This window comes from Pseudomonas sp. SIMBA_068 (assembly GCF_046534705.1).
Lineage (GTDB): Bacteria > Pseudomonadota > Gammaproteobacteria > Pseudomonadales > Pseudomonadaceae > Aquipseudomonas > Aquipseudomonas putida.
In genome coordinates this window covers 169,352-193,510 of record NZ_JAWRYI010000011.1, presented here as the reverse complement: position 1 = coordinate 193,510, position 24,159 = coordinate 169,352, and the positions used below count along the sequence as shown (strand labels likewise).

Annotated in this window: 20 protein-coding genes and 2 tRNA genes; 9 read left to right on the top strand and 13 right to left on the bottom strand. The window is 61.1% G+C overall.

Annotated elements, in window-relative coordinates:
- Window positions 1-587: 587 nt before the first annotated feature.
- The 8 genes from SB756_RS23500 (at window position 588) to SB756_RS23465 (ending at window position 12,215) form a co-directional block, all read left to right on the top strand.
- A complete protein-coding gene (locus SB756_RS23500) occupies window positions 588-1,976 on the top strand; it encodes a polynucleotide adenylyltransferase PcnB (protein ID WP_016501622.1) in 1,389 nt (462 codons plus the stop codon).
- Entirely contained in the window at window positions 1,973-2,452 is a 480-nt protein-coding gene (gene folK, locus SB756_RS23495) for a 2-amino-4-hydroxy-6-hydroxymethyldihydropteridine diphosphokinase (protein ID WP_341796816.1), read from the top strand. The genes SB756_RS23500 and folK overlap by 4 nt, the downstream gene beginning before the upstream one ends.
- Window positions 2,453-2,714: 262 nt before the next feature.
- Window positions 2,715-3,515 (top strand): 3-methyl-2-oxobutanoate hydroxymethyltransferase, encoded by an 801-nt coding sequence (gene panB, locus SB756_RS23490; protein ID WP_019470466.1) that lies wholly within the window; start codon window positions 2,715-2,717, stop codon window positions 3,513-3,515.
- Window positions 3,512-4,375, top strand: coding sequence for a pantoate--beta-alanine ligase (panC, locus tag SB756_RS23485; protein WP_410912047.1), 864 nt, complete (start codon window positions 3,512-3,514; stop codon window positions 4,373-4,375). Before panB ends, panC begins: the two co-directional genes overlap by 4 nt.
- A gap of 177 nt (window positions 4,376-4,552) precedes the next feature.
- Complete coding sequence (gene pgi / locus SB756_RS23480; RefSeq protein WP_410912045.1) at window positions 4,553-6,217, top strand: glucose-6-phosphate isomerase; 1,665 nt, start codon at window positions 4,553-4,555, stop codon at window positions 6,215-6,217.
- Window positions 6,218-6,353: 136 nt separating this feature from the next.
- Window positions 6,354-8,288: an acetate--CoA ligase gene (gene acs / locus SB756_RS23475; RefSeq protein ID WP_341796817.1), complete on the top strand. Its 1,935-nt coding sequence runs from the start codon at window positions 6,354-6,356 to the stop codon at window positions 8,286-8,288.
- A 42-nt stretch (window positions 8,289-8,330) separates the two neighbouring features.
- Entirely contained in the window at window positions 8,331-9,200 is an 870-nt protein-coding gene (locus SB756_RS23470; protein WP_410912043.1) for an oxygenase MpaB family protein, read from the top strand.
- A 78-nt stretch (window positions 9,201-9,278) separates the two neighbouring features.
- Window positions 9,279-12,215, top strand: coding sequence for a DUF748 domain-containing protein (locus SB756_RS23465; RefSeq protein ID WP_410912041.1), 2,937 nt, complete (start codon window positions 9,279-9,281; stop codon window positions 12,213-12,215).
- Between the two features lie 137 nt (window positions 12,216-12,352).
- Here the strand turns inward: SB756_RS23465 and SB756_RS23460 are convergent, their stop codons facing one another.
- Entirely contained in the window at window positions 12,353-12,766 is a 414-nt protein-coding gene (locus tag SB756_RS23460; RefSeq protein WP_010955354.1) for a VOC family protein, read from the bottom strand.
- 60 nt (window positions 12,767-12,826) lie between these two features.
- On the opposite strand from SB756_RS23460, the gene SB756_RS23455 reads away from it, so the two are divergent.
- A complete protein-coding gene (locus tag SB756_RS23455) occupies window positions 12,827-13,129 on the top strand; it encodes a putative quinol monooxygenase (RefSeq protein ID WP_049277401.1) in 303 nt (100 codons plus the stop codon).
- 78 nt (window positions 13,130-13,207) lie between these two features.
- Here SB756_RS23455 and SB756_RS23450 read toward each other — a convergent pair whose 3' ends face one another.
- The 12 genes from SB756_RS23450 to tpiA all read right to left on the bottom strand — a co-directional run bounded on the left by SB756_RS23450 (window position 13,208) and on the right by tpiA (window position 24,158).
- Window positions 13,208-13,558: a BON domain-containing protein gene (locus tag SB756_RS23450; protein ID WP_063422843.1), complete on the bottom strand. Its 351-nt coding sequence runs from the start codon at window positions 13,556-13,558 to the stop codon at window positions 13,208-13,210.
- Between the two features lie 262 nt (window positions 13,559-13,820).
- Entirely contained in the window at window positions 13,821-15,926 is a 2,106-nt protein-coding gene (gene pnp, locus SB756_RS23445; RefSeq protein ID WP_341796820.1) for a polyribonucleotide nucleotidyltransferase, read from the bottom strand.
- A 249-nt stretch (window positions 15,927-16,175) separates the two neighbouring features.
- Window positions 16,176-16,445, bottom strand: coding sequence for a 30S ribosomal protein S15 (gene rpsO, locus SB756_RS23440; protein WP_012274241.1), 270 nt, complete (start codon window positions 16,443-16,445; stop codon window positions 16,176-16,178).
- 147 nt (window positions 16,446-16,592) lie between these two features.
- Entirely contained in the window at window positions 16,593-17,510 is a 918-nt protein-coding gene (gene truB, locus SB756_RS23435; protein ID WP_016501634.1) for a tRNA pseudouridine(55) synthase TruB, read from the bottom strand.
- A 3-nt stretch (window positions 17,511-17,513) separates the two neighbouring features.
- The gene (gene rbfA / locus SB756_RS23430) at window positions 17,514-17,912 is read right to left on the bottom strand and encodes a 30S ribosome-binding factor RbfA (protein ID WP_016489165.1); all 399 of its coding nucleotides are present in this window, start codon (window positions 17,910-17,912) and stop codon (window positions 17,514-17,516) included.
- A gap of 116 nt (window positions 17,913-18,028) precedes the next feature.
- Window positions 18,029-20,557 carry a translation initiation factor IF-2 gene (gene infB / locus SB756_RS23425; RefSeq protein WP_016501636.1) on the bottom strand — a complete coding sequence of 843 codons (2,529 nt, stop codon included), beginning with the start codon at window positions 20,555-20,557 and terminating at the stop codon, window positions 18,029-18,031.
- Window positions 20,558-20,584: 27 nt separating this feature from the next.
- On the bottom strand, window positions 20,585-22,066 hold the full coding sequence (gene nusA, locus SB756_RS23420) for a transcription termination factor NusA (RefSeq protein ID WP_016489167.1): 1,482 nt from the start codon (window positions 22,064-22,066) through the stop codon (window positions 20,585-20,587).
- A 59-nt stretch (window positions 22,067-22,125) separates the two neighbouring features.
- On the bottom strand, window positions 22,126-22,584 hold the full coding sequence (gene rimP, locus SB756_RS23415) for a ribosome maturation factor RimP (RefSeq protein ID WP_033702568.1): 459 nt from the start codon (window positions 22,582-22,584) through the stop codon (window positions 22,126-22,128).
- A 130-nt stretch (window positions 22,585-22,714) separates the two neighbouring features.
- Window positions 22,715-22,791, bottom strand: a tRNA-Met gene (locus SB756_RS23410).
- 101 nt (window positions 22,792-22,892) lie between these two features.
- Window positions 22,893-22,978: transfer RNA gene (locus SB756_RS23405), tRNA-Leu, on the bottom strand.
- Window positions 22,979-22,999: 21 nt separating this feature from the next.
- Entirely contained in the window at window positions 23,000-23,398 is a 399-nt protein-coding gene (gene secG, locus SB756_RS23400) for a preprotein translocase subunit SecG (RefSeq protein WP_341796821.1), read from the bottom strand.
- Window positions 23,399-23,402: 4 nt separating this feature from the next.
- A complete protein-coding gene (gene tpiA, locus SB756_RS23395; RefSeq protein ID WP_341796822.1) occupies window positions 23,403-24,158 on the bottom strand; it encodes a triose-phosphate isomerase in 756 nt (251 codons plus the stop codon).
- Window position 24,159: the final 1 nt, after the last annotated feature.

Sequence of the window (24,159 nt, the reverse complement as noted above, 5' to 3'; positions counted from 1 at the left end):
ATTTCAGCCCGCAAAATTTCGCCGAAACCCCTCAAACCCTTGATTTTACTGGGTTTTGAAAAGTTGGCACGGCACCTGCTATATGCTTAGTACAAAAACAATAACAAGCACTGCAACCTAAAATAAGAACAAGACGAAACGGCTCACGCACAATAAAAACAAGACGGCGGAGGCGCAGCTAACTGATTCTTTTGGAGAGGATGCGTGTTTGGGGCTTGCCCCACGACCAGGCAGAGAACAACAAAAACTGCACTAAAAAGCAGCGCCTGAACTGGTTGGATCGATAGATCAACGTGACATCAGCGGCCAAAGCAATCCGTTTGCTCTTAACCCCTGGATTGGGGGTCGTCCACAAGCTTCGAGATTTGTGGACAGGGCACTCAACAAAAACAAAAAGCCCAGTAAAAAAAACAATAAGAGCACGCAACGACTTCTTGGGGAGCTTAGGCTCCCCTTGTCGTTTCTACCCTTCTGGCAGCCATCCTGCTACCCGCCTACACCATTCCCCGAGTAAATGCTAGAATCCCCGCCCATCATGCGGCCATTCTCCTATTGTTGGCCGAACATTCCTTCACACAGTGCATCCCATGCTGAAGAAGCTGTTCCAGTCTTTCCGCCCGCCCGTACCGGGCCCGCACCACAGGCGCACCACGCCAGAGGTGATCAACAAGAGCCAGCACTCGCTGCAGCGCCACCAGTTCAGCCGTCACGCGGTGAACATCGTGGAACGCCTGCAGAGCGCCGGCTACCAGGCTTACCTGGTCGGTGGCTGTGTCCGCGACCTGATGCTGGGCATCACGCCGAAGGACTTCGACGTCGCCACCAGCGCCACCCCCGAACAGGTCCGTGCCGAGTTCCGTAACGCGCGCATCATTGGTCGCCGCTTCAAGCTGGTTCACGTGCATTTCGGCCGTGAGATCATCGAAGTTGCCACCTTCCGTGCTCCCCACTCGGAAGACGATCAGGGCGACAGCCACCGTTCGTCGCACAATTCCAGTGGCCGCATCCTGCGTGACAACGTGTACGGCACTCTGGAAGAAGACGCGCAACGTCGCGACTTCACCATCAATGCCCTGTACTACGATCCGGTCAGCGAGCGCATTCTCGATTACGCCAATGGCGTGCACGATGTACGCAACCGCCTGCTGCGGCTGATCGGCGACCCGACCCACCGCTACCAGGAAGACCCGGTGCGCATGCTGCGCGCGGTGCGTTTCGCCGCCAAGCTGGACTTCGGTATCGAGAAGCACACGGTTCAGCCGATCCGCGAACTGGCCCCGCTGCTGCGCGAGATCCCGCCGGCACGGCTGTTCGAGGAATGCCTCAAGCTGTTCCTCTCCGGCCAAGGCGCCATCGCCTTCGAAATGCTGGTCGACCTGCAGCTGTTCGAGCCATTGTTCCCGGCCAGTGCGCACGCCCTGGACGAGCGCCCGACCTACGCCCACACACTGATCAGCCAGGCGTTGCAAAACACCGACCTGCGCGTGAAGCAGGGCAAACCGGTAACCCCGGCGTTCCTGTTCGCTGCGCTGCTGTGGCCAGCCCTGCCGGCCCGTGTACTGCACCTGCAGAACCAGGGCGTGCCGCCGATCCCGGCCATGAACGGCGCGGCACACGACCTGATCGCCGAGCAATGCGCGCGCATCGCCATTCCCAAGCGCTTCACCCTGCCGATCCGCGAGATCTGGGACATGCAGGAGCGTCTGCCACGGCGCAGCGGCAAACGCGCCGACCTGCTGCTGGACAACCCACGCTTCCGCGCCGGTTACGACTTCCTGCTGCTGCGTGAAAGCGCCGGGGAAGAGACCGACGATCTTGGCCAGTGGTGGACCGACTACCAGGATGCCAACGACAGCGAGCGCCGCGAGATGATCCGCGAGCTGGGCAGCCGTGACGAAGGCACCGGTGCCGGCCCGCGTAAACGCAAACGCAGTGCCAGCAAACGCAAGCGCGGTGGCGACGAGGCGCCCGAGTGAAGACTCGCGCCTACGTCGGCCTGGGCAGCAACCTGGACGCGCCTGCCGAGCAACTGCGCAGTGCCTTGCAGGCGCTGGACCAGGTCGAGCAGACCCGCCTGGTGGCGGCTTCGGCCCTGTACACCAGCGATTCGCTGCTGCCCGGTCAACCGCGTTACACCAACGCTGTCGCCGCCCTGGACACCGCATTGCCGCCACTGGCGCTGCTCGATGCACTGCAAGCCATCGAAAACGGCCAGGGCCGCGTGCGCAAGGACCGCTGGGGCCCGCGCACGCTGGACTTGGACATCCTGCTGTTCGGTGACCAGGTGCTCGACGAGCCACGTCTGAAAGTGCCGCATTACCACATGCATGCCCGGCCTTTCGTGCTGTATCCACTGGCCGAACTGGTGCCGGACGATTTCCACTTGGCAGATGGCCGCGCCCTTGCGCAATTACTCGACGACTGCCCGTTCGTCGGCCTTGAGCGCCTGTAAACCGGGCGTTCCAGCCTTGCCCACTGGCGCGGTAACGCCAGTAACACCCTGATCGTAACAATGCGGTAACAGGGTGATTGACTTCCCACACCTCGCTCACGACTATAGGCGTCCCGTGTGGCACCAAAGTGCCGCATACCCGTATTTAGGCCCGGACGGACCTGTGCCCGAACATCACGCGCGATGATGTGCCGCTCCGGAAGATGACTACACGCGTTGAATGCAGTCGTTTTTTACAGCGCCTGAACGAGGATTTTCCGACATGCCTGAAGTAACCCTTACCACCCTCAATGGCCTCAAGGCCAAGGGTGAAAAAATCACAATGCTGACCTGCTATGACGCGACCTTCGCCAAGGCCGCCAGCCAGGCCGGCATCGAAGTGTTGCTGGTTGGCGACTCGCTGGGGATGGTCCTGCAGGGCCACGACAGCACCTTGCCGGTCACCACGGCGGACATGGCCTACCACACCGCCAGCGTCAAACGCGGCAACGACGGCGCGCTGATCCTTGCCGACCTGCCGTTCATGGCCCACGCCACCCCGGAGCAAGCCTTTGCCAACAGCGCCACGCTGATGCAGGCTGGCGCCCACATGGTCAAGATCGAAGGCGCCGCATGGCTGGCCGAAACCATCCGTCTGCTGGCTGAGCGCGGCGTGCCGGTGTGTGCGCACATGGGCCTGACCCCGCAGACCGTCAACGTGCTGGGCGGCTACAAGGTGCAAGGCCGCCAGGAAGCCCAGGCCCGCCAGATGCGCGCCGACGCCATCGCCCTGGAACAGGCCGGCGCGGCCATGCTGCTGCTCGAATGCGTGCCCAGCGAACTGGCGGCAGAGATTACCAATGCCGTGGGCATTCCGGTGATCGGCATTGGCGCCGGCAGCGCCACCGATGGCCAGGTGCTGGTACTGCACGACATGCTCGGCCTGTCGCTGACCGGCCGGGTGCCGAAGTTCGTGAAGAACTTCATGCAAGGCCAGCCTGATATCCACAGCGCCCTCGTCGCTTACGTCGAGGCGGTCAAGCAGGTCAGCTTCCCAGGTAGCGAACACGGGTTCAGTGCATGAATACAGTCAAGACCGTCCGCGAATTGCGCGCCGCCGTCGCCCGCGCTCGTGGTGAAGGCAAGCGCATCGGCTTCGTGCCGACCATGGGCAACCTGCACAGCGGCCACGCGGCCCTGGTGACCAAGGCTGCGCAGCGCGCCGATTTCGTGGTGGCCAGCATCTTCGTCAACCCGCTGCAGTTCGGCGCCAACGAAGACCTCGACAAGTACCCGCGGACCCTGGCCGCCGACCAGGAGCGCCTGCTGCAGGCGGGCTGCAACCTGCTGTTCGCGCCCAGCGCCGAAGAGATGTACCCCGACGGCATGAGCGTGCAAACCCGCGTCAGTGTGCCCCACCTTTCCGAAGGCCTGTGTGGCGCCAGCCGGCCCGGGCATTTCGAAGGTGTGGCCACCGTAGTCAGCAAGCTGTTCAACATGGTCCAGCCTGACCTTGCCGTCTTCGGTGAAAAGGACTTCCAGCAGCTGGCGGTGATCCGCGCCATGGTGCGCGACCTGAACATGCCGATTCAGATCATAGGCGAGCCCACTGTGCGCGCCGAAGATGGCCTGGCGCTGTCGTCGCGCAATGGCTACCTCACGCCGGAGCAGCGTGCGATCGCGCCGGTGCTGTACCGTACGTTGCAGCACATTGCGGCTGCAATTGGCCATGGCCAGCGCGACTTTGCCGCGCTGGTCGCTGACGGCCAGGCCAAGCTGAGTGCTGCGGGGTTGCGCCCGGATTACCTGGAAGTGCGCCATGCCGTGAGCCTGCGCCCGGCCGTGATCGATGATCGGGACCTGGTGGTGATTGCGGCGGCGTACTTGGGTAACACGCGGTTGATCGACAACCTTTACCTGCATGTGGAAGAGAAGACCGCGTAACGGCCTGGGGCTGCTTTGCAGCCCATTCGCGGGCAAGCCCGCTCCCACAGGCGCCCCCAAAATCACCCTGCCATACCCATTCCCAGCGCGTGGCCTTTGCCTATAATGATGCCAGCCTGAACCCGGCAATGACTGCCGTGTCCAAGGCATCACCACGCACCAAGGGAACCCCGCGCAATGGCGTATTACCGTACTCCCCACGATGTGACGGCCCTGCCCGCCTGGCAGGCGCTTCAGCAACACCGCGACGCCATGCAAGGCTTCAGCATGCGCGAAGCCTTCGCCGCCGATGCCCAACGCTTCGACCAGTTCTCCCTGAGCTGCTGCGGCCTGTTCCTCGACTACTCGAAAAACCTGATCACCGAACAAAGCCGCGACCTGCTGGTGAACCTGGCCAACGAAGTGGGCCTGCAGGACGCCATCAAGTCGATGTTCAGCGGCGAAATCATCAACGCCTCTGAAGGCCGCCCGGTGCTGCACACTGCCCTGCGCCGGCCCGTGGGCGACAAGCTCAGCGTCAACGGCGTGAACGTCATGCCGGAAGTACACAAGGTACTCAACCAGATCACCGAACTGGTCGGGCGCATCCACGACGGCCTGTGGCGCGGCTACAGCGAAAAGCCCATCACCGACGTGGTCAACATCGGCATCGGTGGCTCGTTCCTTGGCCCTGAGCTGGTTTCCGAGGCGCTGCTGCCCTACGCCCAGCGTGGCGTACGCTGCCATTACCTGGCCAACATCGACGGCAGCGAGTTCCACGAGCTGTCGGCCAACCTGCGCGCCGAAACCACCCTGTTCATCGTCTCGTCGAAGTCGTTCAACACCCTCGAGACCCTGAAAAACGCCATGGCCGCGCGCACCTGGTACCTGGCCCAGGGCGGCTCGGAAGCCGAGCTGTACCGCCACTTCATCGCGGTTTCCAGCAACAAGGCCGCCGCCGTGGCCTTTGGTATTCGCGAAGAGAACATCTTCCCGATGTGGGACTGGGTGGGTGGGCGCTATTCGCTGTGGTCGGCCATCGGCCTGCCAATCGCCCTGGCCATCGGCACAGCCAACTTCAAGGAACTGCTGTCCGGTGCCCACACCATGGACCAGCACTTCCAGACCGCGCCGTTCGACAAGAACATGCCGGTGCTGCTGGCCCTGCTGGGCGTGTGGTATGGCAACTTCTGGGGCGCGAACAGCCACGCGATCCTGCCGTACGACCACTACCTGCGCAATATCACCAAGCACCTGCAGCAGCTGGACATGGAGTCCAACGGCAAGAGCGTGCTACAGGACGGCACCCCGGTGAAAACCGATACCGGCCCGGTGATCTGGGGCGGGGTCGGCTGTAACGGCCAGCACGCCTACCACCAGTTATTGCACCAGGGCACCCAGCTGATTCCGGCCGACCTCATCGTACCGGTGGTGAGCTTCAACCCGGTGGCCGACCACCACCAGTGGCTGTACGCCAACTGCCTGTCGCAGAGCCAGGCGCTGATGCAGGGCAAGACCCGTGAAGAAGCCGAGGCCGAATTGCGCAGCAAAGGCCTGAACGAAGCGGACATCGCGAAGCTGGCCCCGCACAAGGTGATCCCGGGCAACCGCCCGAGCAACACCTTGGTTGTGGAGCGCATCAGCCCACGCCGCTTGGGCGCACTGGTGGCAATGTACGAGCACAAAGTGTTCGTGCAGAGCGTGATCTGGGGTATCAACGCCTTTGACCAATGGGGTGTGGAACTGGGCAAAGAGCTGGGCAAGGGTGTTTACCAACGCCTGGTCGGCACATTGGAAGACAGCGCCGAAGACGGCTCTACCCAAGGCCTGATCAACTACTTCCGCGGCCGTCACCGCGGTTGATCCAACGCCTGTACGGGCCTCTTCGCGGGTAAACCCGCGAAGAGGTCAGCACAGGTTGAACACCGCTCCCAGCTACACTGTCCTATCGAATAGCCGTTGCAGTCCATCGCCCCTTACAAGAGCAGGACCACCCGCCATGTTCGATATCCACAATTACCCCCAGGCCCTGGCCGTCAGCAAGTCCGCCGCCCTCACCCCCGACGAATACCGCCGCCTCTACCGCCAGTCGGTCGACGACCCTGACACCTTCTGGGCCGAACAAGCCAAACGCCTGGACTGGATCAAGCCCTGGTCGAGCGTGCAGCAATGCGACCTGAACACCGGCGAAGCCCGCTGGTTCGACGGTGCACAACTGAACGTCAGCTACAACTGCATCGACCGTCACCTGGCCCAGCGCAGCGAGCAGACCGCCCTGCTGTGGGAAGGCGACGACCCGAAAGATGCAAAGACCATCACCTACCGCGAACTGCACCGTCAGGTCTGCCGCCTGGCCAACGCACTGAAAGCACGCGGGGTTAAAAAAGGCGACCGGGTATGCATCTACATGCCGATGATCCCCGAGGCTGCCTTCGCCATGCTCGCCTGCACCCGCATCGGTGCCATCCACTCGGTGGTGTTCGGCGGTTTCTCCCCTGACGCCCTGCGTGACCGCATACTCGACGCCGACTGCCGCACGGTGATCACCGCCGACGAAGGCGTGCGGGGGGGCAAGCGCATCCCGCTGAAGCAGAACGTCGACAAGGCCCTGGCCAGCTGCCCGGCAGTCAGCAGTGTATTCGTGGTGCGCCGCACCGGCGGCGATGTCACTTGGGCCGAAGGCCGCGACCTCTGGTACCACGAGGCAACCGACAACGCCGGCGACGAATGCATCCCCGAACCGATGGAGGCCGAAGACCCGCTGTTCATCCTGTACACCTCAGGCAGCACCGGCAAACCCAAGGGCGTGCTGCACACCACCGGCGGGTACCTGTTGCAGGCGACGATGACCTTCAAGGTGGTGTTCGATTACCGCGACGGCGAGGTGTTCTGGTGCACCGCCGACGTCGGCTGGGTCACCGGCCACAGCTACATCGTCTATGGCCCGCTGGCCAATGGCGCAATCTCGCTGATGTTCGAAGGCGTGCCCAACTACCCGGACACCTCGCGCTTCTGGCAAGTGGTGGACAAGCATCAGGTGAACATCTTCTACACCGCCCCAACCGCCCTGCGCGCGTTGATGCGCGAGGGCTCGGCGCCATTGCAGGGTACTTCGCGCAAAAGCCTGCGCCTGCTGGGCAGCGTCGGCGAGCCGATCAACCCCGAAGCCTGGGAATGGTATTTCGAGGAAGTCGGGCAAAAACGCTGCCCCATCGTCGATACCTGGTGGCAGACCGAAACCGGCGGCATCATGCTCACCCCGCTTCCCGGCTCACAGTCACTCAAGCCCGGTTGCGCAACCCAGCCCATGTTCGGCGTGCAACCGGTACTGCTGGACGAAAAAGGCAAGCTGATCGAAGGCCCCGGCGCCGGCCTGCTGGTGATCAAGGCCAGCTGGCCGGGTCAGATCCGCAGCGTCTATGGCGACCACCAGCGCATGGTCGACACCTACTTCAAGCCCATGCCCGGCTACTACTTCACCGGCGACGGTGCCCGCCGCGACGCCGATGGCGACTACTGGATCACCGGGCGTATCGACGATGTGATCAACGTGTCCGGGCACCGCATCGGCACCGCAGAGGTGGAAAGCGCGCTGGTGTTGCATGACAGCGTCGCCGAAGCAGCGGTGGTCGGCTACCCGCACGACCTGAAGGGCCAGGGCGTGTACGCCTTCGTCACGCCCATGAATGGCGTGGCCCCGGACGATGCGCTCAAGGCCGAACTGCTGGCCCTGGTCAGCAAGGAAATCGGCAGTTTCGCCAAGCCCGAGCTGATTCAGTGGGCGCCGGCATTGCCCAAGACCCGCTCAGGCAAGATCATGCGGCGTATACTGCGCAAAATCGCCTGCAACGAGCTGGAGAACCTGGGCGATACCTCGACCCTGGCCGACCCCAGCGTGGTACAGGGCCTGATTGATAAACGCCTCAACCAGTAACCGGCGGCCACTGTCCATGGCCGCCCTGAACCACAGGTCGCCATGGAAGCCCTTCGCCGCCGCATCGAAACCCAGGTCATGAGCCTCACCGGGCTGGCCCTCGGCCAGCTCGACCTGGAATCGCCCAAGGGCGACCCCGGCCTGTTCGGCCCGCACAGCATCAGCTGGCGGGTACATGGCGACTTCCCGAGCATGCTGGTCGGCGGCATCAGTGCGCTGATGCTGCAGCTGTTGCACCCGCTGGCCCTGGCCGGCGTGTGGGACCACTCCAATTTCCGTGAAGACCTGCTCGGCCGCCTGCGCCGCACCAGCCAGTTCATTTCCGGTACCACCTTTGGTGCTACCGGCGATGCCGAGTGGCTGATCGACAAGGTGCGCACCATTCACCTGCAGGTCACCGGCACAGCACCGGACGGCCGCCCCTATGCCGCCAGCGACCCGGACCTGCTGACCTGGGTGCATGTGGCGGAGGTCAGCAGTTTCCTCGCCGCCCACCTGCGTTATCGCAACCCGCAGCTGCCGCGCGCCGAGCAGGATGCTTACTACAACGAAATCGCCCTGATCGCCGAGCGCCTTGGCGCCCGCGACGTGCCACGTACGTGTCGGCAGGTCGAAGACTACCTGCAACGCATGCGCCCGCAGTTGCACTGCGACACGCGCAGCCATGAAGTCATGCAGATCCTGCTCGACGCCCCTGCCCCCAGCCGCCTGGCACAACCAGTAGGCAAGCTGATGCTGCACGCCGGCATCGACCTGCTGCCCGGCTGGGCCCAGGCCATGCTCGGCCTGCAGCACAGCCCCTTGCAACAGCGCCTGATCCGCCTGGGCCTGAAACGCACCGCGCCTGTGCTGCGCTGGGCAATGCGCGACGGCTCGGCGCATCGGGCCAAGCGGCGCATGGGCATCGAGTGAGGGCAAATGGTCGCCCCTGCGGAACTGATTTAACGTGCCATACTCCAAGCACTCCTGCTTAGACAGACGAAGCGACACATGTACAAAGGATTGACTCGCGCCGCTGGCGCAATCGTGGCCCTCGTAGCCCTCTACAGCCTGCTCGGCTTTCTCGTTCTTCCCGGTGTCGCGCTGCGCATCGCCAACCAGCAGTTGGCCCAGTACGCGACCGTGCCGGCCCACCTCGAGCGGATCGAACTCAACCCCTTCAGCCTCGAACTGACGCTGTGGGGCCTGCAGATCGGCGAGCCCGGCAAGGAGCAGGTCGGTTTCGAGCGGTTGTACGCCAACCTCTCGCTCGACAGCCTGTGGACCAAAGCCCTGCATGTGGAAGCGGTGGAACTCGACAAGCCACGCAACGAGGTACTGTTCGCCAAGGACGGTACCCTCAACCTGACCCGGTTGTTCAAGCTGCCCGCCGGTGAGGCCAAACCCGACGAGCCGCCCAGTGACCCGTTCCCACTGCGCATTGGCAGCATCAAGTTAGTCGATGGCTACCTGCACTTCGAGGACCTGCGCCCCAGCGAGCCGATCGAGTTCCTCTACGACAACATGAACCTGGAGCTGAAAAACCTCAGCACCCTGCCCAACGACAATGCCGACATGACGCTGGTGGCCAACGGCCCCAACGGTGGCCGTGTCGACTGGAAAGGCACCTTGAGCCTGTCGCCGATTGCCTCCGAAGGCACCCTGAAAGTCACCGACGCGAAGATGAAGCTGTTCTGGCCCTACGTGCGCGATGCCGTGCCACTGGTGCTGGAAGACGGCGTGGTCAGCCTCGATACGCATTACAAGCTCAACCTCGCCAAACAGACCGAACTGCTGCTGGATAACGTGTCCGTACGCATTGCGCCGTTCGCCATCAAAGCCCCGGATGGCCGCCCATTGGCGCGCTTGGCCAGCCTGGAAGTGAGCGAAACCTCCATCGACCTGGTCAAGCAACGGGTGACCGTGGGCAAGATCCGCAGCGAAAAACTGGAAACCTGGGCGGCGCTGGAAAAAGACGGCCAGCTCGACTGGCAGAAGCTGTTCGCCAGCCAACCGGCCAAGGCCACACCGAAGGAAAAAGCCGAGCCTGCCGCCGCCGAGCCTACAGCTGAAGAGAAAGCCGCCAACGAACCAGGCAAACCTTGGCAAGTGCTGCTCAAGGATGTGCAACTGCGCAACTACCTGGTGCACCTGGCAGATCGCAGTCAGAAAGATCCGGTAGCCTTGGACATTGGTCCCCTCAACGCCGACCTGCAAGGTTTCGACAGCCTCAACCAGACGCCCTTCACGCTCAAGCTCGATACCGGCGTAGGCAGGCAAGGCAAGCTGCAGGCGTCCGGCCAGGTTAACCTGGCGCCAATATGGGCCAAGCTGGATGTGAGCACCCGCGACATTGACCTGCGTGTGGCCCAGGCCTACATCAACCCGTTCATCCTGCTGGAGCTGCGCAGCGGCATGCTCGCCAGCGACCTCAAGGTCGACCTGAAGAACACCGCGCCACTGGCCTTCACCGTAACCGGCAAGGCGCAAGTCAACCAGTTGCATACCCTCGACACCATCAAGAGCCGCGACTTCGTCAAATGGCAGCAGGTGAATGTCGACGGCTTGTCCTACGTGCACGGCGACGCCCTGTCGATCGACAAGGTGACCCTGCTGCAACCCTATGCGCGTTTCATCATCAACGAAGACCGCACCACCAACGTCAATGACCTGCTGATCCCACAACCGGCCGGCGCTCCGGCGAGCAGCCAGGCCAAGCCGGCCTCGGCCAGCAGCGACAAACCACTGGGCATCCACATCGGCCAGATCGACATCAATGACGGCTCGGCCAACTTTGCCGACCTGTCGCTTACCCCCAACTTCGCCACCGCCGTCCAGCAGCTAAACGGCCAGATCGGCACCATCGACAACCGCAAGCCGCTGCCGGCCAAGGTCGATATCAAGGGCAAGGTCGACCGCTACGCACCGGTTACCATCAAGGGTGCCCTCAACCCGTTCAACCCGCTTGCCAGCTTGGACATCGCCACCAGCTTCAAGCGCGTCGAGCTGACCACGTTGACGCCCTACTCCGGCAAATTTGCCGGTTTCCGTATCCGCAAGGGCCGGCTAAACCTCGACCTGCACTACCTGATTACCAACGGCCAGCTCAAGGCCGAGAACAAGGTAGTGGTGGAGCAGCTGCAGCTGGGCGAAAAAGTCGACAGCCCGGACGCCGTCGACCTGCCGATCCGCCTGGCGGTGGCACTGCTGAAGGATACCGAGGGCAAAATCTCGATCGAACTGCCTGTGACGGGCGACCTCAACAACCCACAGTTCAGCGTGATGCCGATTGTGTGGCAAACCCTGCGCAACCTGGTGCTGCGCGCGGCACAGGCGCCGTTCAAGTTCATTGGTGGGTTGGTTACCGGCGGTGGCTCGGAAGACTTGGGTAACGTGGCCTTCGCCCCGGGCTCCAGCGAACTCACCGGCGATGCCCAGTCGTCACTGGACAAGCTGGCGTCGGCGCTGAAAGAGCGCCCGGAGCTGCGCCTGGAAATCGAAGGCACCAGCGCCCAGGCCAGCGACGGCCCGCTGATCGCCCAGCAGCGCCTGGAGCGTGAATACCAGGCCACCTGGTACAAGATCCTCCAGCGCCGCGGTGACAAAGTGCCGGCCAATGCGTCGATGCTGGTAGTCGACGACAGCGACAAGCCAGCAATGCTGGAAGGCATCTACCGCACGCGCCTGAAACAGCAACCGCCTGCCGAATGGGAGCAACTGGCCCGCGACGAACGCACCACCAAGCTACGCGAGGCAGTGATCAAGTCGTGGGCCGAAAGCACCGCCCTGCTGCGTACACTGGGCCAGGAGCGGGCCAGCAGTATCAAGGATTACCTGGTGGACAAGGGCAAGCTGGAAGATGACCGGGTGTATTTCATCGATACCAGCCTGGGCCAGCCTGAGAGCGATGGCCGGGTGGTGACGCCGATGCACCTGGATGCCGAATAGTCGTTCAGACTGACACTTACCCTTGTAGGAGCAGCCTTGTGCTGCGAAGAGGCCAGAGCTGGCAAAGCATTTGGTATCTGCCTGTTCCGGCCTCTTCGCAGCACAAGGCTGCTCCTACAAGGGGATGTGGTTGCCTACTAGACCAACCGCTGCCCCGACACCGCCGGGTGATACAGCGGCTGCACCTTGTTCCCCGCCGGGTCCAGCAAGTGGAAGCTGCGCGCCCCGTCACCATGGTTGAACGGCCGGTCGAGCAAGGTCACGCCATGGGCCTTGAAGTATTGATACCAGGCCTCCAGCTCCTCCACGCTGTCCACAATGAACCCATAGTGGTCCAGTGTCTGCAGCCCGTTCGCCGCCCCCGCCCCACGCCCCAGCGAAAGGTTGTCGTTGCCGCAGGTGAGGTACACCAGGTCTTCGTTGGCGCGGTTCAGCACTTCCATGCCCAGCACATCGACGTAGAAGCGTTCGCACTCCTCCAGGTTGGGTACCAGCAGGGCAATATGGCGCAGGCCATTCAGGCGGCCGGGACGTGCAGGCAATTCAGACATTGGCGAGGCTCCATTTTTGTATACAATTAATAATCGAATTTAAAACAAAAGGAGCGACTTGTGTATAGCCTGTTCATCAAGACCCGTGTAAAGCCCGGTTGTGCGAAGGAGTTTCTGGCAGCGATCAAGGTCAATGCCGCCGCGTCCGTTGCCAGCGAGCCCGGCTGCCTGGTGTTCGATGTGTCGCAGGACCGGGTCGACCCGGAGCTGATCTACCTGTACGAAATCTACCGCGACGATGCCGCGTATGAAGCCCATACCCAGACCGCGCACTTTCGCGACAGCCGCCCACTGGTAGAACCGCTGATCCTGGAGCAGGAATGCTTCGAGAGCGATGTAATCGCCCGCAACCCGGTGTACTGAGCGCCAAAAGCAAAGCCCCGGCACAGGGCCAGGGCTTCGGTAGAGGTGGCCAAATCCTTATGGCCGACGGGACATCCCTTATTCGGACTTCAGGCCATCAGCCGACACGGCCTGAACGCCTTTGATTTTCTTGGCGATGGCGACTGCCATCTCTTTCTGTGAATCGGTAATGGCAACATCGGACGACAGCGACACTACGCCTTTGTTGGTTTCAACCTTGATGTCGCTGCCTGGCACGCCTTTCTCGGTCATCAGGTCAGCTTTGACCTTAGTGGTGATCCAGGTATCAGAGGTAGCTTCCTTGGCTTGGGTCACCTCACCGGCCGCCAGCGTCATGGGGGCCTGGGTGGACTGTTGGGCAAATGCCGCGTTAGCCATGGTCAGGGTCAGAGCGGTAGCAGTAGCGGCAGCAATGGCGAACTTCTTCATGTGGGTCACTCCTGTTTTTTCGAAAGGTCTGCGCCTGTGTCCTGGCGGCAGGTATGAAGGTAGTTGCATGTGCTGTGCCAGCTTTGAGACTTCTATTTAACCCTTATAAATCAATTGGTTAGCACACAGCCATCATTTGCGTGATCGTGCATTTTGCAATCAGCACGGTAAACCTGCATGCAAGATGCAAGTACGCAAAAGGTTCCCGCCACCCATGAAAAAAGGGCCCCGAAGGGCCCTTTTTCTGTTGCGGTGCAGTCGCTTAGACGCCCGAGGCCTTGGCCGCGGCAACATCTTTGATCGACAGCTTGATACGGCCGCGGTTGTCCACGTCCAGTACCAGCACTTCAACTTCCTGGCCTTCTTTCAGGATGTCGGTGACTTTTTCGACGCGAGCATCGCTCAGCATCGAAATGTGCACCAGGCCGTCCTTGCCAGGCAGGATGTTCACGAAGGCGCCGAAGTCGACGATACGCTCAACCTTACCCACGTAGATCTTGCCGATTTCGGCCTCTGCGGTGATGCCCAGGATGCGCTGCTTGGCAGCCTCTGCCGCTTCCTTGGTTTCGCCGAAGATCTTGATCGAGCCGTCGTCTTCGATATCGATCGAAGCCTTGGTCTCTTCACAGATGGCACGGATGGTGGCGCCGCCTTTACCGATGACGTCACGGATCTTGTCGGTGTCGATCTTCATCGCGATCATGGTCGGGGCGTTGGCCGACAGTTCGGTACGCGACTGACCAATGATCTGGTTCATCTGGCCGAGGATGTTCAGGCGCGCTTCCAGGGCTTGGCCCAGGGCGATTTCCATGATCTCTTCGGTGATGCCGTTGATCTTGATGTCCATCTGCAGCGCGGTAACACCTTTGGCGGTACCGGCTACCTTGAAGTCCATGTCGCCCAAGTGGTCTTCGTCACCCAGGATGTCGGTCAGAACGGCAAACTTCTCGCCTTCCTTGACCAGGCCCATGGCGATACCGGCAACCGGCGCCTTCATTGGCACACCAGCGTCCATCAGGGCCAGGGAAGCGCCACAGACCGAAGCCATGGAGCTGGAACCGTTGGATTCGGTGATTTCCGAAACCACGCGGATGGTGTACGGGAACACGTCAGCAGCCGGCAGCATGGCCTGGACCGAGCGACGGGCCAGACGGCCGTGGCCGATTTCGCGACGGCCAGCACCGCCCATACGACCACACTCGCCCACCGAGAACGGCGGGAAGTTGTAGTGCAGCATGAAGGGGTCTTTCTTCTCGCCTTCGAGGGTGTCCAGCAGCTGGGCGTCACGGGCAGTACCCAGGGTCGCAACGACCAGAGCCTGGGTTTCACCACGGGTGAACAGCGCCGAACCGTGGGTCTTCGGCAGAACACCTACTTCGATGTTCAGCGGACGAACGGTCTTGGTGTCGCGGCCGTCGATACGAGGCTTGCCGTTGACGATGTTTTCGCGAACGGTGCGGTATTCGATTTCGCCGAAGATTTCTTTGACTTCGGAAGCCGAAGGCTGGCCTTCTTCACCGGAGAACTTGGCGATGGCCTGGTCACGCAGCTCGCCCAGGCGCGCATAGCGGTCAGCCTTGACGGTGATGGTGTAACCCTGCGAAACCGCTTCGCCGAACTCGGCGCGGATGGCGTTGAACAGCTCGGTGTTGGCAACCGCAGGTTTCCAGTCCCAGGTCGGCTTGCCAGCTTCGGCAGCCAGCTCTTTGACAGCCTGGATAACAGCCTGGAACTCGTCGTGGGCGAACAGTACGGCACCCAGCATCTGGTCTTCGGTCAGCTCTTGAGCTTCCGATTCAACCATCAGCACGGCGTCGGAGGTACCGGCAACGACCATGTCCAGGCTCGAGGCAGCCAGTTGCTCGTAGGTAGGGTTCAGCAGGTAGCCGGTGCTTTCGTGGAAGGCAACGCGGGCGGCGCCGATCGGGCCTTCGAACGGAATACCCGAGATGGCCAGGGCAGCCGAGGTACCGATCATCGCAGCGATGTCCGGGTCGGTCTTCTTGCTGGTGGAAACCACGGTGCAGACGACCTGCACTTCGTTCATGAAGCCTTCCGGGAACAGCGGACGGATCGGACGGTCGATCAGGCGCGAGGTCAGGGTCTCTTTCTCGGAAGGACGGCCTTCACGCTTGAAGAAACCACCTGGGATCTTGCCGGCGGCGTAGGTCTTTTCCTGGTAGTGAACCGACAGCGGGAAGAAACCCTTGCCTGGATCAGCCTGTTTGGCGCCTACCACAGTCACCAGCACGGTGACGTCGTTGTCGACGGTAACCAGCACGGCGCCGGTTGCCTGACGGGCAATACGGCCCGTTTCGAGAGTAACGGTCGACTGACCGAACTGGAATGTCTTGATTACCGGGTTCACGGTTTCCTACCTTTTTCAGTGGCTCTGGGGGAACTGGTTTCTTGCGAATTTGTGGGCAGAACGGGGAATCGGCCCCATTGACCGTCCAGATACAACACGAGGCTGGGAGCCTGGTTGAAGAGCGGAAAACCGCTCCACTTCACCAGGCTGCCAACCTCGGAGATACGCATGGCGTGCCCATAGACAACGCTGCCAGGCAGCGCTGCCACTGCATGAGACACGCCATGCACACCACTGACCAGGCCGCTATTAGCGACGCAGGCCCAGGCGACCGATCAGGGCGCTGTAACGAGTGGTGTCTTTACCCTTCAGGTAGTCCAGCAGCTTACGACGCTGGTTTACCATACGGATCAGGCCACGACGCGAGTGGTGGTCTTTACCGTTGGCCTTGAAGTGGCCTTGCAGCTTGTTGATGTTCGCGGTCAGCAGAGCAACCTGAACTTCCGGGCTACCAGTGTCGCCAGCGGCTTGCTGGAAGTCGGTAACGATTTGAGCTTTTTCTTCAACGCTGAGGGCCATTTGGCTTCTCCTGATAACGGATCCCGCAAGCGGGGTCCAATAGGCCAGGGACAAATCCCTGTATTAATAAAAAAGGTGTGACCGTGCCTACTGACAGCCACCCTTGATTCCGTAGGGTTCGGCCAAAGCCTTACCCCGCGGTTTCGGTCATTCCGACCGAATCAGCCGACGCGGCGCAATACGCCCGTCTTCGCTCACTTCACCGATACCGATGAAACGCGCATTGTGATCCTGTACCCGGACCATGCCAAATTGTGGCGCGTCCGGCGCGCGTACCGCCTGACCATGCAGCCAGTAGAACGCGCTGTGCTCGGACAGGCTCACCATGGGCCAGTCCTGCAGGCCGCTGTCCGAGGGCATCAGGAAGCGATCGAGCGCTTCGTTACCGCCTTCGGCATGGGCCTGTTCAAGCGCTTCGAGCGTGACCGTTTGAGCCAGCGCGAAGGGCCCGGCCTGGGTCCTGCGCAGCTCGGCGACATAGGCACCGCAACCAAGGGCCTCGCCGATATCCTCCACCAGGGTGCGGATATAGGTGCCTTTGCTGCATCCTACGGTCAACCGTGCACGAGTGCCTTCGCACTCCAGCAACTCCAAGCGGTTAATAGTAACAGAACGCGCCTCGCGCTCCACTACCTCTCCTGCACGTGCCAGCTTGTACAACGGCTGGCCGTCACGCTTGAGCGCCGAGTACATCGGCGGTATCTGGCTGATCGGGCCACGAAAACGTGGCAGCACCGCTTCGATGTCGGCACGACCAACGGTCACTTCGCGGGTCTGCAGCACCTCACCTTCAGCATCGCCGGTGTTGGTAGTCTGCCCCATCTGCATGACGGTTTCGTAGCCCTTGTCGGAATCGAGCAGGTACTGCGAAAACTTGGTCGCCTCGCCGAAGCACAGCGGCAGCACGCCGGTTGCCAACGGGTCGAGGCTACCGGTGTGACCGGCCTTTTCCGCGTTGAGCAGCCAGCGCACCTTTTGCAGGGCGGCGTTGGACGTGAAGCCCAGAGGCTTGTCGAGCAGGATGATGCCGCTGACATTGCGGCGGATACGTTTGACCTGGGCCACCGCTTACTCCTTGGTGTCCAGCTCGTCGGTATCCTTGTGCAGGCGGTCTTCGGCCACTGCACGCTCGATCAGCGCCGACAGGTGCACACCACGGCTGACGCTTTCATCGAAGTGGAAGTGCAACTGCGGCACGCTGCGCAGCTGCATCGAGCGGCCCAGGTGCAGACGCAGGAAGCTGGCAGCACTGTTCAGTGCCTTCAACGACTGCTTCACGGCGTCTGGCGTTTCCTCGCCCATGACGGTGATGAACACCTTGGCATGGCCCAGGTCACGGCTGACGTCCACGGCGGTGATGGTGACCAGACCGACACGTGGATCCTTGACTTCGCGACGGATCAGCTCGGCCAGCTCGCGCTGCATCTGATCGCCGATACGTTGGGTACGGCTGTATTCTTTGGCCATTCTTGCTACCTGTAACTTAAAGCGGCAAACGCCCGGTCAGACGAATGCCTGACCGGGCGCTACCTGAAGAGGTGCCGCAAACCGCCCTGTAGCGGGCGTTTTCGGCTAGCTCGCCCTTAGAGGGTACGAGCCACCTGGACTTTCTCGAACACTTCGATCTTGTCACCGACCTTGACGTCGTTGTAGCTCTTGACGCCAATACCGCACTCCATGCCGTTACGCACTTCGGCGGCGTCGTCCTTGAAGCGACGCAGCGATTCCAGCTCGCCTTCGAAGATAACCACGTCTTCGCGCAGTACGCGGATCGGACGGTTACGGTACACGGTACCCTCGATGACCATACAGCCAGCGATGGCGCCGAACTTCGGCGAACGGAACACGTCACGTACTTCGGCGACACCCAGGATGTTCTCGCGAACATCGCTGCCGAGCATGCCGGTCAGGGCCTTTTTGACGTCTTCGATGATGTCGTAGATCACGTTGTAGTAACGCATATCCAGACCTTCCTGCTCGACGATCTTGCGCGCGCCGGCATCGGCACGCACGTTGAAGCCGAACAGTACTGCATTCGAAGCCAGCGCCAGGTTGGCGTCGCTCTCGGTGATACCACCGACGCCGCCACCGATCACACGGACCTGTACTTCGTCGTTGCCCAGAGCGCCGAGCGAACCGTTGAGCGCCTCGAGCGAACCGCGAACATCGGTCTTGAGAACGATGTTGAGGGTTTTCTTCTCGGCCTGGCCCATGTTCTCGAAGATGTTTTCCAGCTTGCCGGCGTGAGCACGGGCCAGCTTGACCTCGCGGTACTTGCCTTGACGGAACAGGGCAACTTCGCGGGCTTTCTTCTCGTCGGCCACTACCGACAGCTCGTCACCGGCTTCCGGCGTGCCATCCAGGCCGAGGATCTCGACCGGGATCGACGGGCCAGCTTCCTTCACAGGCTTGCCGTTCTCGTCGAGCATGGCGCGAACACGGCCATAGTTGGAGCCACACAGGACCATGTCGCCCTGACGCAGTGTACCGTCCTGGACCAGGATGGTAGCAACCGGACCACGGCCCTTGTCGAGGCGCGATTCAACCACGACACCACGGCCTGGGGCGGTCGGCGTAGCGGTCAGTTCGAGAACCTCGGCCTGCAGCAGGACGGCTTCGAGCAGTTCGTCGACACCGGTACCCATCTTCGCCGAAACCTTGACGAACGGCGTGTCACCACCCCATTCCTCGGAGGTCACGCCTTCGACGGACAGTTCGTTACGGATGCGATCGAGGTCAGCACCTGGCTTGTCGATCTTGTTCACCGCGACCACCAGCGGAACGCCAGCTGCCTTGGCATGCTGAACGGCCTCGCGGGTTTGCGGCATCACGCCGTCGTCCGCCGCCACCACCAGGATGACGATGTCGGTCGCCTTGGCACCACGTGCACGCATCTGAGTGAAAGCTGCGTGGCCCGGGGTGTCGAGGAAGGTGACCATGCCGCGGTCGGTTTCGACGTGGTAGGCACCGATGTGCTGGGTGATACCACCGGCTTCGCCAGCAGCAACCTTGGCACGACGGATGTAGTCGAGCAGCGAGGTCTTACCATGGTCAACGTGGCCCATGACAGTTACCACCGGCGCACGCGACTCGGACTGGCCTTCGAATTTCAGCGATTCGGCCAGGGAGTCTTCCAGGGCGCTGTCGCTGACCAGGGTGACCTTGTGGCCCAGCTCTTCTGCGATCAGCTGAGCGGTTTCCTGGTCGAGTACCTGGTTGATGGTAACCGGGGTGCCCATCTTGAACATGAACTTGACAACTTCAGCGCCCTTGACGGACATCTGGTTGGCCAGTTCGGAGACCGTGATGGTCTCGCCGATGGTCACGTCACGGATGACGGGGCCGGTCGGGTTCTGGAAGCCATGCTGGTTACGCTTCTTCAGCTTGCCCTTGCCACCACGACCGCGACGAGCGCCATCGCTCTCTTCGTCGGTGGTACGCGGAGCAGCACGCGGAGTCGGCGCCTTTTCCTTTTCCTTGACCTTGACCTTGATCGACACACGAGGCGCCTCGCCACGACGACGATCGTCATCGCGAGTACGGCTTTCGTTGCGACGGGTCTCGTCCTTCTTGCGCTCGGCAGCACGGGCTGCAGCGTCTTCGGAGGCCGGGGCGTCGGCGACTACCGGAGCCGGGGCAGCGGCAGGTGCCGGCTCTGGCTTGGCGGCAGGCGCAGGAGCGGCTACAGCAGAGTCGGCTGCCTGACGGCGAGCCTGATCTTCGTTGCGCTGGCGGACTTCGGCATCAACCTTGTCACGAACGGCGTTTTCAGCCGCGCGGCGCTCTTCCACTTCACGCTTCTGCTCAGCCTGGACTTCTTCCGGGCTGCGCTGCACGAATACTTTCTTCTTGCGTACTTCTACGCTAATGCTTTTGCTACCGGCGACACGCAGGGTGCTGGTGGTTTTGCGCTGCAAGGTAATCTTGCGCGGCTCTTCCGCCTTGCTCTTGTGGCTGCTTTTCAAATGAGTCAGCAGGGTCTGCTTCTCATTGTCGGTCACTACCTGACCGGCGTCGGTGTGCGGCAGACCTGCCTCACGCATCTGCTGCAGCAGGCGCTCTACCGGTGCCTCGACCTCTTGGGCCAGTTCTTTCACCGTGACTTGCGTCATGCACTTCTCTCCTCAGGCCGCGCCTAATTACTCGAACCAATGGGCTCGGGCGGCCATGATCAACTTGCCGGCACGCTCTTCGTCGATGCCGTCGATGTCGAGCAGATCGTCGATCGACTGCTCGGCCAGGTCTTCGCGGTTAACCACGCCGCGCACCGCCAGTTCAGCCGCCAGGTCCTTGTCCATACCCTCAAGAGAGAGCAGGTCTTCGGCCGGGTGGGCGTCTGCCAGTTTTTCTTCGGTAGCGATGGCCTTGGTCAACAAACGGTCCTTGGCTCGAGCGCGGAGCTCATTGACGATATCTTCGTCAAAGCCATCGATGTTGAGCATTTCTTCCAACGGTACGTAGGCAATTTCTTCGAGGCTGGTGAAGCCTTCGTCGACCAGCACTTGGGCCAGCTCCTCGTCGACTTCCAGTTCATCGATGAAATTGCGCAGGATGTCACCTGTTTCGGCCTGCTGCTTGGCCTGAATGTCCTTCTCGGTCATCACGTTCAGGGTCCAGCCGGTCAACTGACTGGCAAGACGAACGTTCTGACCGCCACGGCCAATGGCCTGGGCCAGGTTATCCTCGGCGACGGCGATGTCCATGGCATGGGCATCTTCATCAACGATGATCGCCGCGACTTCAGCCGGCGACATGGCGTTGATGACGAACTGCGCCGGGTTATCGTCCCACAGGACGATATCCACACGCTCACCACCCAACTCCCCGGATACAGCTTGGACGCGCGAACCACGCATGCCGATACAGGCGCCTTGCGGGTCGATGCGCTTGTCCTTGGAGCGGACGGCGATCTTGGCTCGCGAACCCGGATCACGGGAGGCAGCCATGACTTCAATGAGGCCCTCGGCAATTTCCGGCACTTCAATGCGGAAAAGCTCGATCAGCATCTGTGGCGCAGTGCGCGACAGGATCAGCTGAGGACCACGGTTTTCAGTGCGAATTTCCTTGAGCAGTGCACGCAGGCGCACACCCACACGGAAGGTTTCGCGCGGAATAATATCTTCGCGGGCCAGCAAGGCCTCGGCGTTGTTACCCAGGTCAACGATGACGTTGTCGCGGGTAACCTTTTTAACGGTACCGGAAATGATCTCGCCTACGCGTTCGCGGTAAGCATCGACCACCTGGGCACGCTCGGCCTCACGGACCTTCTGTACGATGACCTGCTTGGCGGTCTGGGCGGCGATACGACCGAACTCGATGGACTCGATCTTCTCCTCGATCACGTCACCAATCTTGGCTTCCGGATGAGTGTCCTTGATCTTGTCCAGCCAGGTTTCGATCGCCGGATCATCAAGATCGGCTTCATCGACCACGGTCCAGCGACGGAAGGTCTCGTAGCTACCGGTGTGACGATTGATTTCCACACGCAGATCGACTTCATCTTCAAAACGTTTTTTGGTCGCAGTGGCCAGGGCCACTTCCAGCGCTTCGAAAATGACGCCGGGCGGTACACCTTTTTCGTTGGATACCGATTCAACAACCAGCAGTACTTCTTTGCTCATCGTACGCCTCGCCTTGCGCAAGCCATTGGGCCCGGATAGTCCGCCGGGCCCGGCACGTCTCAGTCAAAACTGGGAATAATATTGGCCTTGTCGATCGAGTCGATCGGCAACAGGAACTCTTGATCGTCCACCTGGACCACCACATCCTGCTCCTCCACACCGCGGAGAAGGCCCTGGAAGTTACGACGACCCTCGAAGGGTGAGCGCAGCTTGATCTTCACTTGTTCGCCGGCATGCGAGGCAAACTGTTCAAGCGTGAACAGCGGGCGTTCCATGCCAGGAGAAGAAACCTCTAGGGTATATTCAGAGCTGATCGGATCTTCCACATCGAGAACGCTGCTGACCTGACGGCTGACTTCTGCGCAGTCGTCCACCAGAATCCCGCCTTCCTTGTCGATGTAGACACGTAGTACCGAATGCTTGCCTTGGGAGACGAATTCAATCCCCCAGCATTCGAAGCCCAGCCCCGTGACCACCGGGGCCAACAAGGCCTGCAACTGTTCTAGCTTGCTCGACACCTGAACCCCCTCGTGCATGCTGTGCAAATGAAAAATGGGCGAAGCGCCCATCCCTGAAAGCGCCGTTGGACAACGACGCCGAAAACTGTTCGGTTAGCAAAAAGCCCCTGAAAAGGGGCTCCGCTGAAGCTGGTTGCGGGGGCTGGATTTGAACCAACGACCTTCGGGTTATGAGCCCGACGAGCTACCAAGCTGCTCCACCCCGCGACAAAGCTGGGGCGAAAGTATAAGACCGAACCCCATTGAGGGTCAAATCCAAACCTTCACCTACAAGAAAGCCCGCTAAAGCGGGCTCTCAAGCTTCAATATGGTACCGAGAAGGGGACTCGAACCCCTACACCCTATGGGCACAACCACCTCAAGGTTGCGTGTCTACCAATTCCACCACCTCGGCAATACTACTACTTGAAACCCGTTACTTCTGCTCTTGAGCGGGAGGAGGTACATCACCCGTATTATTGGGGGTTTCGCTCTTCTGCTGTTGGAGCACCGGTACATCATCATTAACTGCCGGCTTCTGCTGCTCTTTCACTTCTAGCACTGCTGGATCTGGAAGACCTGCTTGGCTAAGCTGGTGAGCTTGTTGCTTCGCGAAGTATCCTAACCCAAGTGCTGTCAAAAAGAAAGTGGCAGCGAGTATAGCAGTGAATTTACTTAGGAACGTTGCAGAGCCCTGGCTCCCGAACACGGTATTTGAAGCACCCGCGCCGAAAGATGCACCTGCTTCAGCACCCTTACCCTGTTGCAACAGTACCAGCACTACAAGCGACAGCGCTGCCAACAGATGAAAAACAACGATGACTGTTTCCAGCATTTGTTCAGTTTCCTGCGGCGCGACAAATTGCACCGAATTCGTCTGCGTTCAGGGAAGCCCCACCAATGAGCCCCCCATCGATATCCGGCATGCCGAACAGTTCGGCCGCATTGGCCGCCTTCACGCTGCCGCCGTAGAGCAGCTGCACCTTCGCAGCTACTTCAGCATCTTCTGCCGCCAGCTGGCCGCGGATGGCGGCGTGCACATCCTGGGCCTGCTGTGGCGTGGCCGTCAGGCCGGTGCCGATGGCCCATACAGGCTCATAGGCAATTACTGCATTGGCAAAAGCCTGAACACCGAATGCTTCGATGATACTGCTTAGTTGACGCCCGACAACTTCAAGCGTTTTGCCTGCCTCGCGCTCTTCAAGGGTTTCCCCGATGCAAAGCACTGGCTTCAAACCTTTGGCCTGGGCCGCTGCAAACTTGCGATTGAGCACTTCGTCGGTTTCACCAATGATCTGGCGACGCTCCGAGTGACCCACCAACACCAACTTGCAACCTGCTTCAACCAGCTGTTCCGGAGCAACTTCCCCGGTCAGCGCACCCTGTTCGGGTTGTACAGCAGAATTCTGTGCGCCGACAGTTATTTCTTTACCTGCCAGGCCATCAATCACCTGATTGATGAACAAAGCCGGTGGAAACACCGCGACTTCCACTCCGCTCGGCAAGGCGAGATTGCTCAAGCCTTCGGTCAGCTCAGCGACGCTAGCGCGGGTACCGTGCATCTTCCAGTTACCAGCTACCATAGGGCGACGCATG

What these genes read in the sequence shown, in the direction of transcription:
- acs (WP_341796817.1), top strand. Translation starts at nt 6,354, where the DNA reads ATGTTCGATATCCACAATTACCCCCAGGCCCTGGCCGTCAGCAAGTCC.
- tpiA (WP_341796822.1), bottom strand. Translation starts at nt 24,158, where the DNA reads ATGCGTCGCCCTATGGTAGCTGGTAACTGGAAGATGCACGGTACCCGC.
- panC (WP_410912047.1), top strand. Translation starts at nt 3,512, where the DNA reads ATGAATACAGTCAAGACCGTCCGCGAATTGCGCGCCGCCGTCGCCCGC.
- SB756_RS23470 (WP_410912043.1), top strand. Translation starts at nt 8,331, where the DNA reads ATGGAAGCCCTTCGCCGCCGCATCGAAACCCAGGTCATGAGCCTCACC.
- rbfA (WP_016489165.1), bottom strand. Translation starts at nt 17,912, where the DNA reads ATGGCCAAAGAATACAGCCGTACCCAACGTATCGGCGATCAGATGCAG.
- SB756_RS23450 (WP_063422843.1), bottom strand. Translation starts at nt 13,558, where the DNA reads ATGAAGAAGTTCGCCATTGCTGCCGCTACTGCTACCGCTCTGACCCTG.
- pgi (WP_410912045.1), top strand. Translation starts at nt 4,553, where the DNA reads ATGGCGTATTACCGTACTCCCCACGATGTGACGGCCCTGCCCGCCTGG.
- panB (WP_019470466.1), top strand. Translation starts at nt 2,715, where the DNA reads ATGCCTGAAGTAACCCTTACCACCCTCAATGGCCTCAAGGCCAAGGGT.
- infB (WP_016501636.1), bottom strand. Translation starts at nt 20,557, where the DNA reads ATGACGCAAGTCACGGTGAAAGAACTGGCCCAAGAGGTCGAGGCACCG.
- nusA (WP_016489167.1), bottom strand. Translation starts at nt 22,066, where the DNA reads ATGAGCAAAGAAGTACTGCTGGTTGTTGAATCGGTATCCAACGAAAAA.
- SB756_RS23465 (WP_410912041.1), top strand. Translation starts at nt 9,279, where the DNA reads ATGTACAAAGGATTGACTCGCGCCGCTGGCGCAATCGTGGCCCTCGTA.
- secG (WP_341796821.1), bottom strand. Translation starts at nt 23,398, where the DNA reads ATGCTGGAAACAGTCATCGTTGTTTTTCATCTGTTGGCAGCGCTGTCG.
- rpsO (WP_012274241.1), bottom strand. Translation starts at nt 16,445, where the DNA reads ATGGCCCTCAGCGTTGAAGAAAAAGCTCAAATCGTTACCGACTTCCAG.
- SB756_RS23500 (WP_016501622.1), top strand. Translation starts at nt 588, where the DNA reads ATGCTGAAGAAGCTGTTCCAGTCTTTCCGCCCGCCCGTACCGGGCCCG.
- SB756_RS23460 (WP_010955354.1), bottom strand. Translation starts at nt 12,766, where the DNA reads ATGTCTGAATTGCCTGCACGTCCCGGCCGCCTGAATGGCCTGCGCCAT.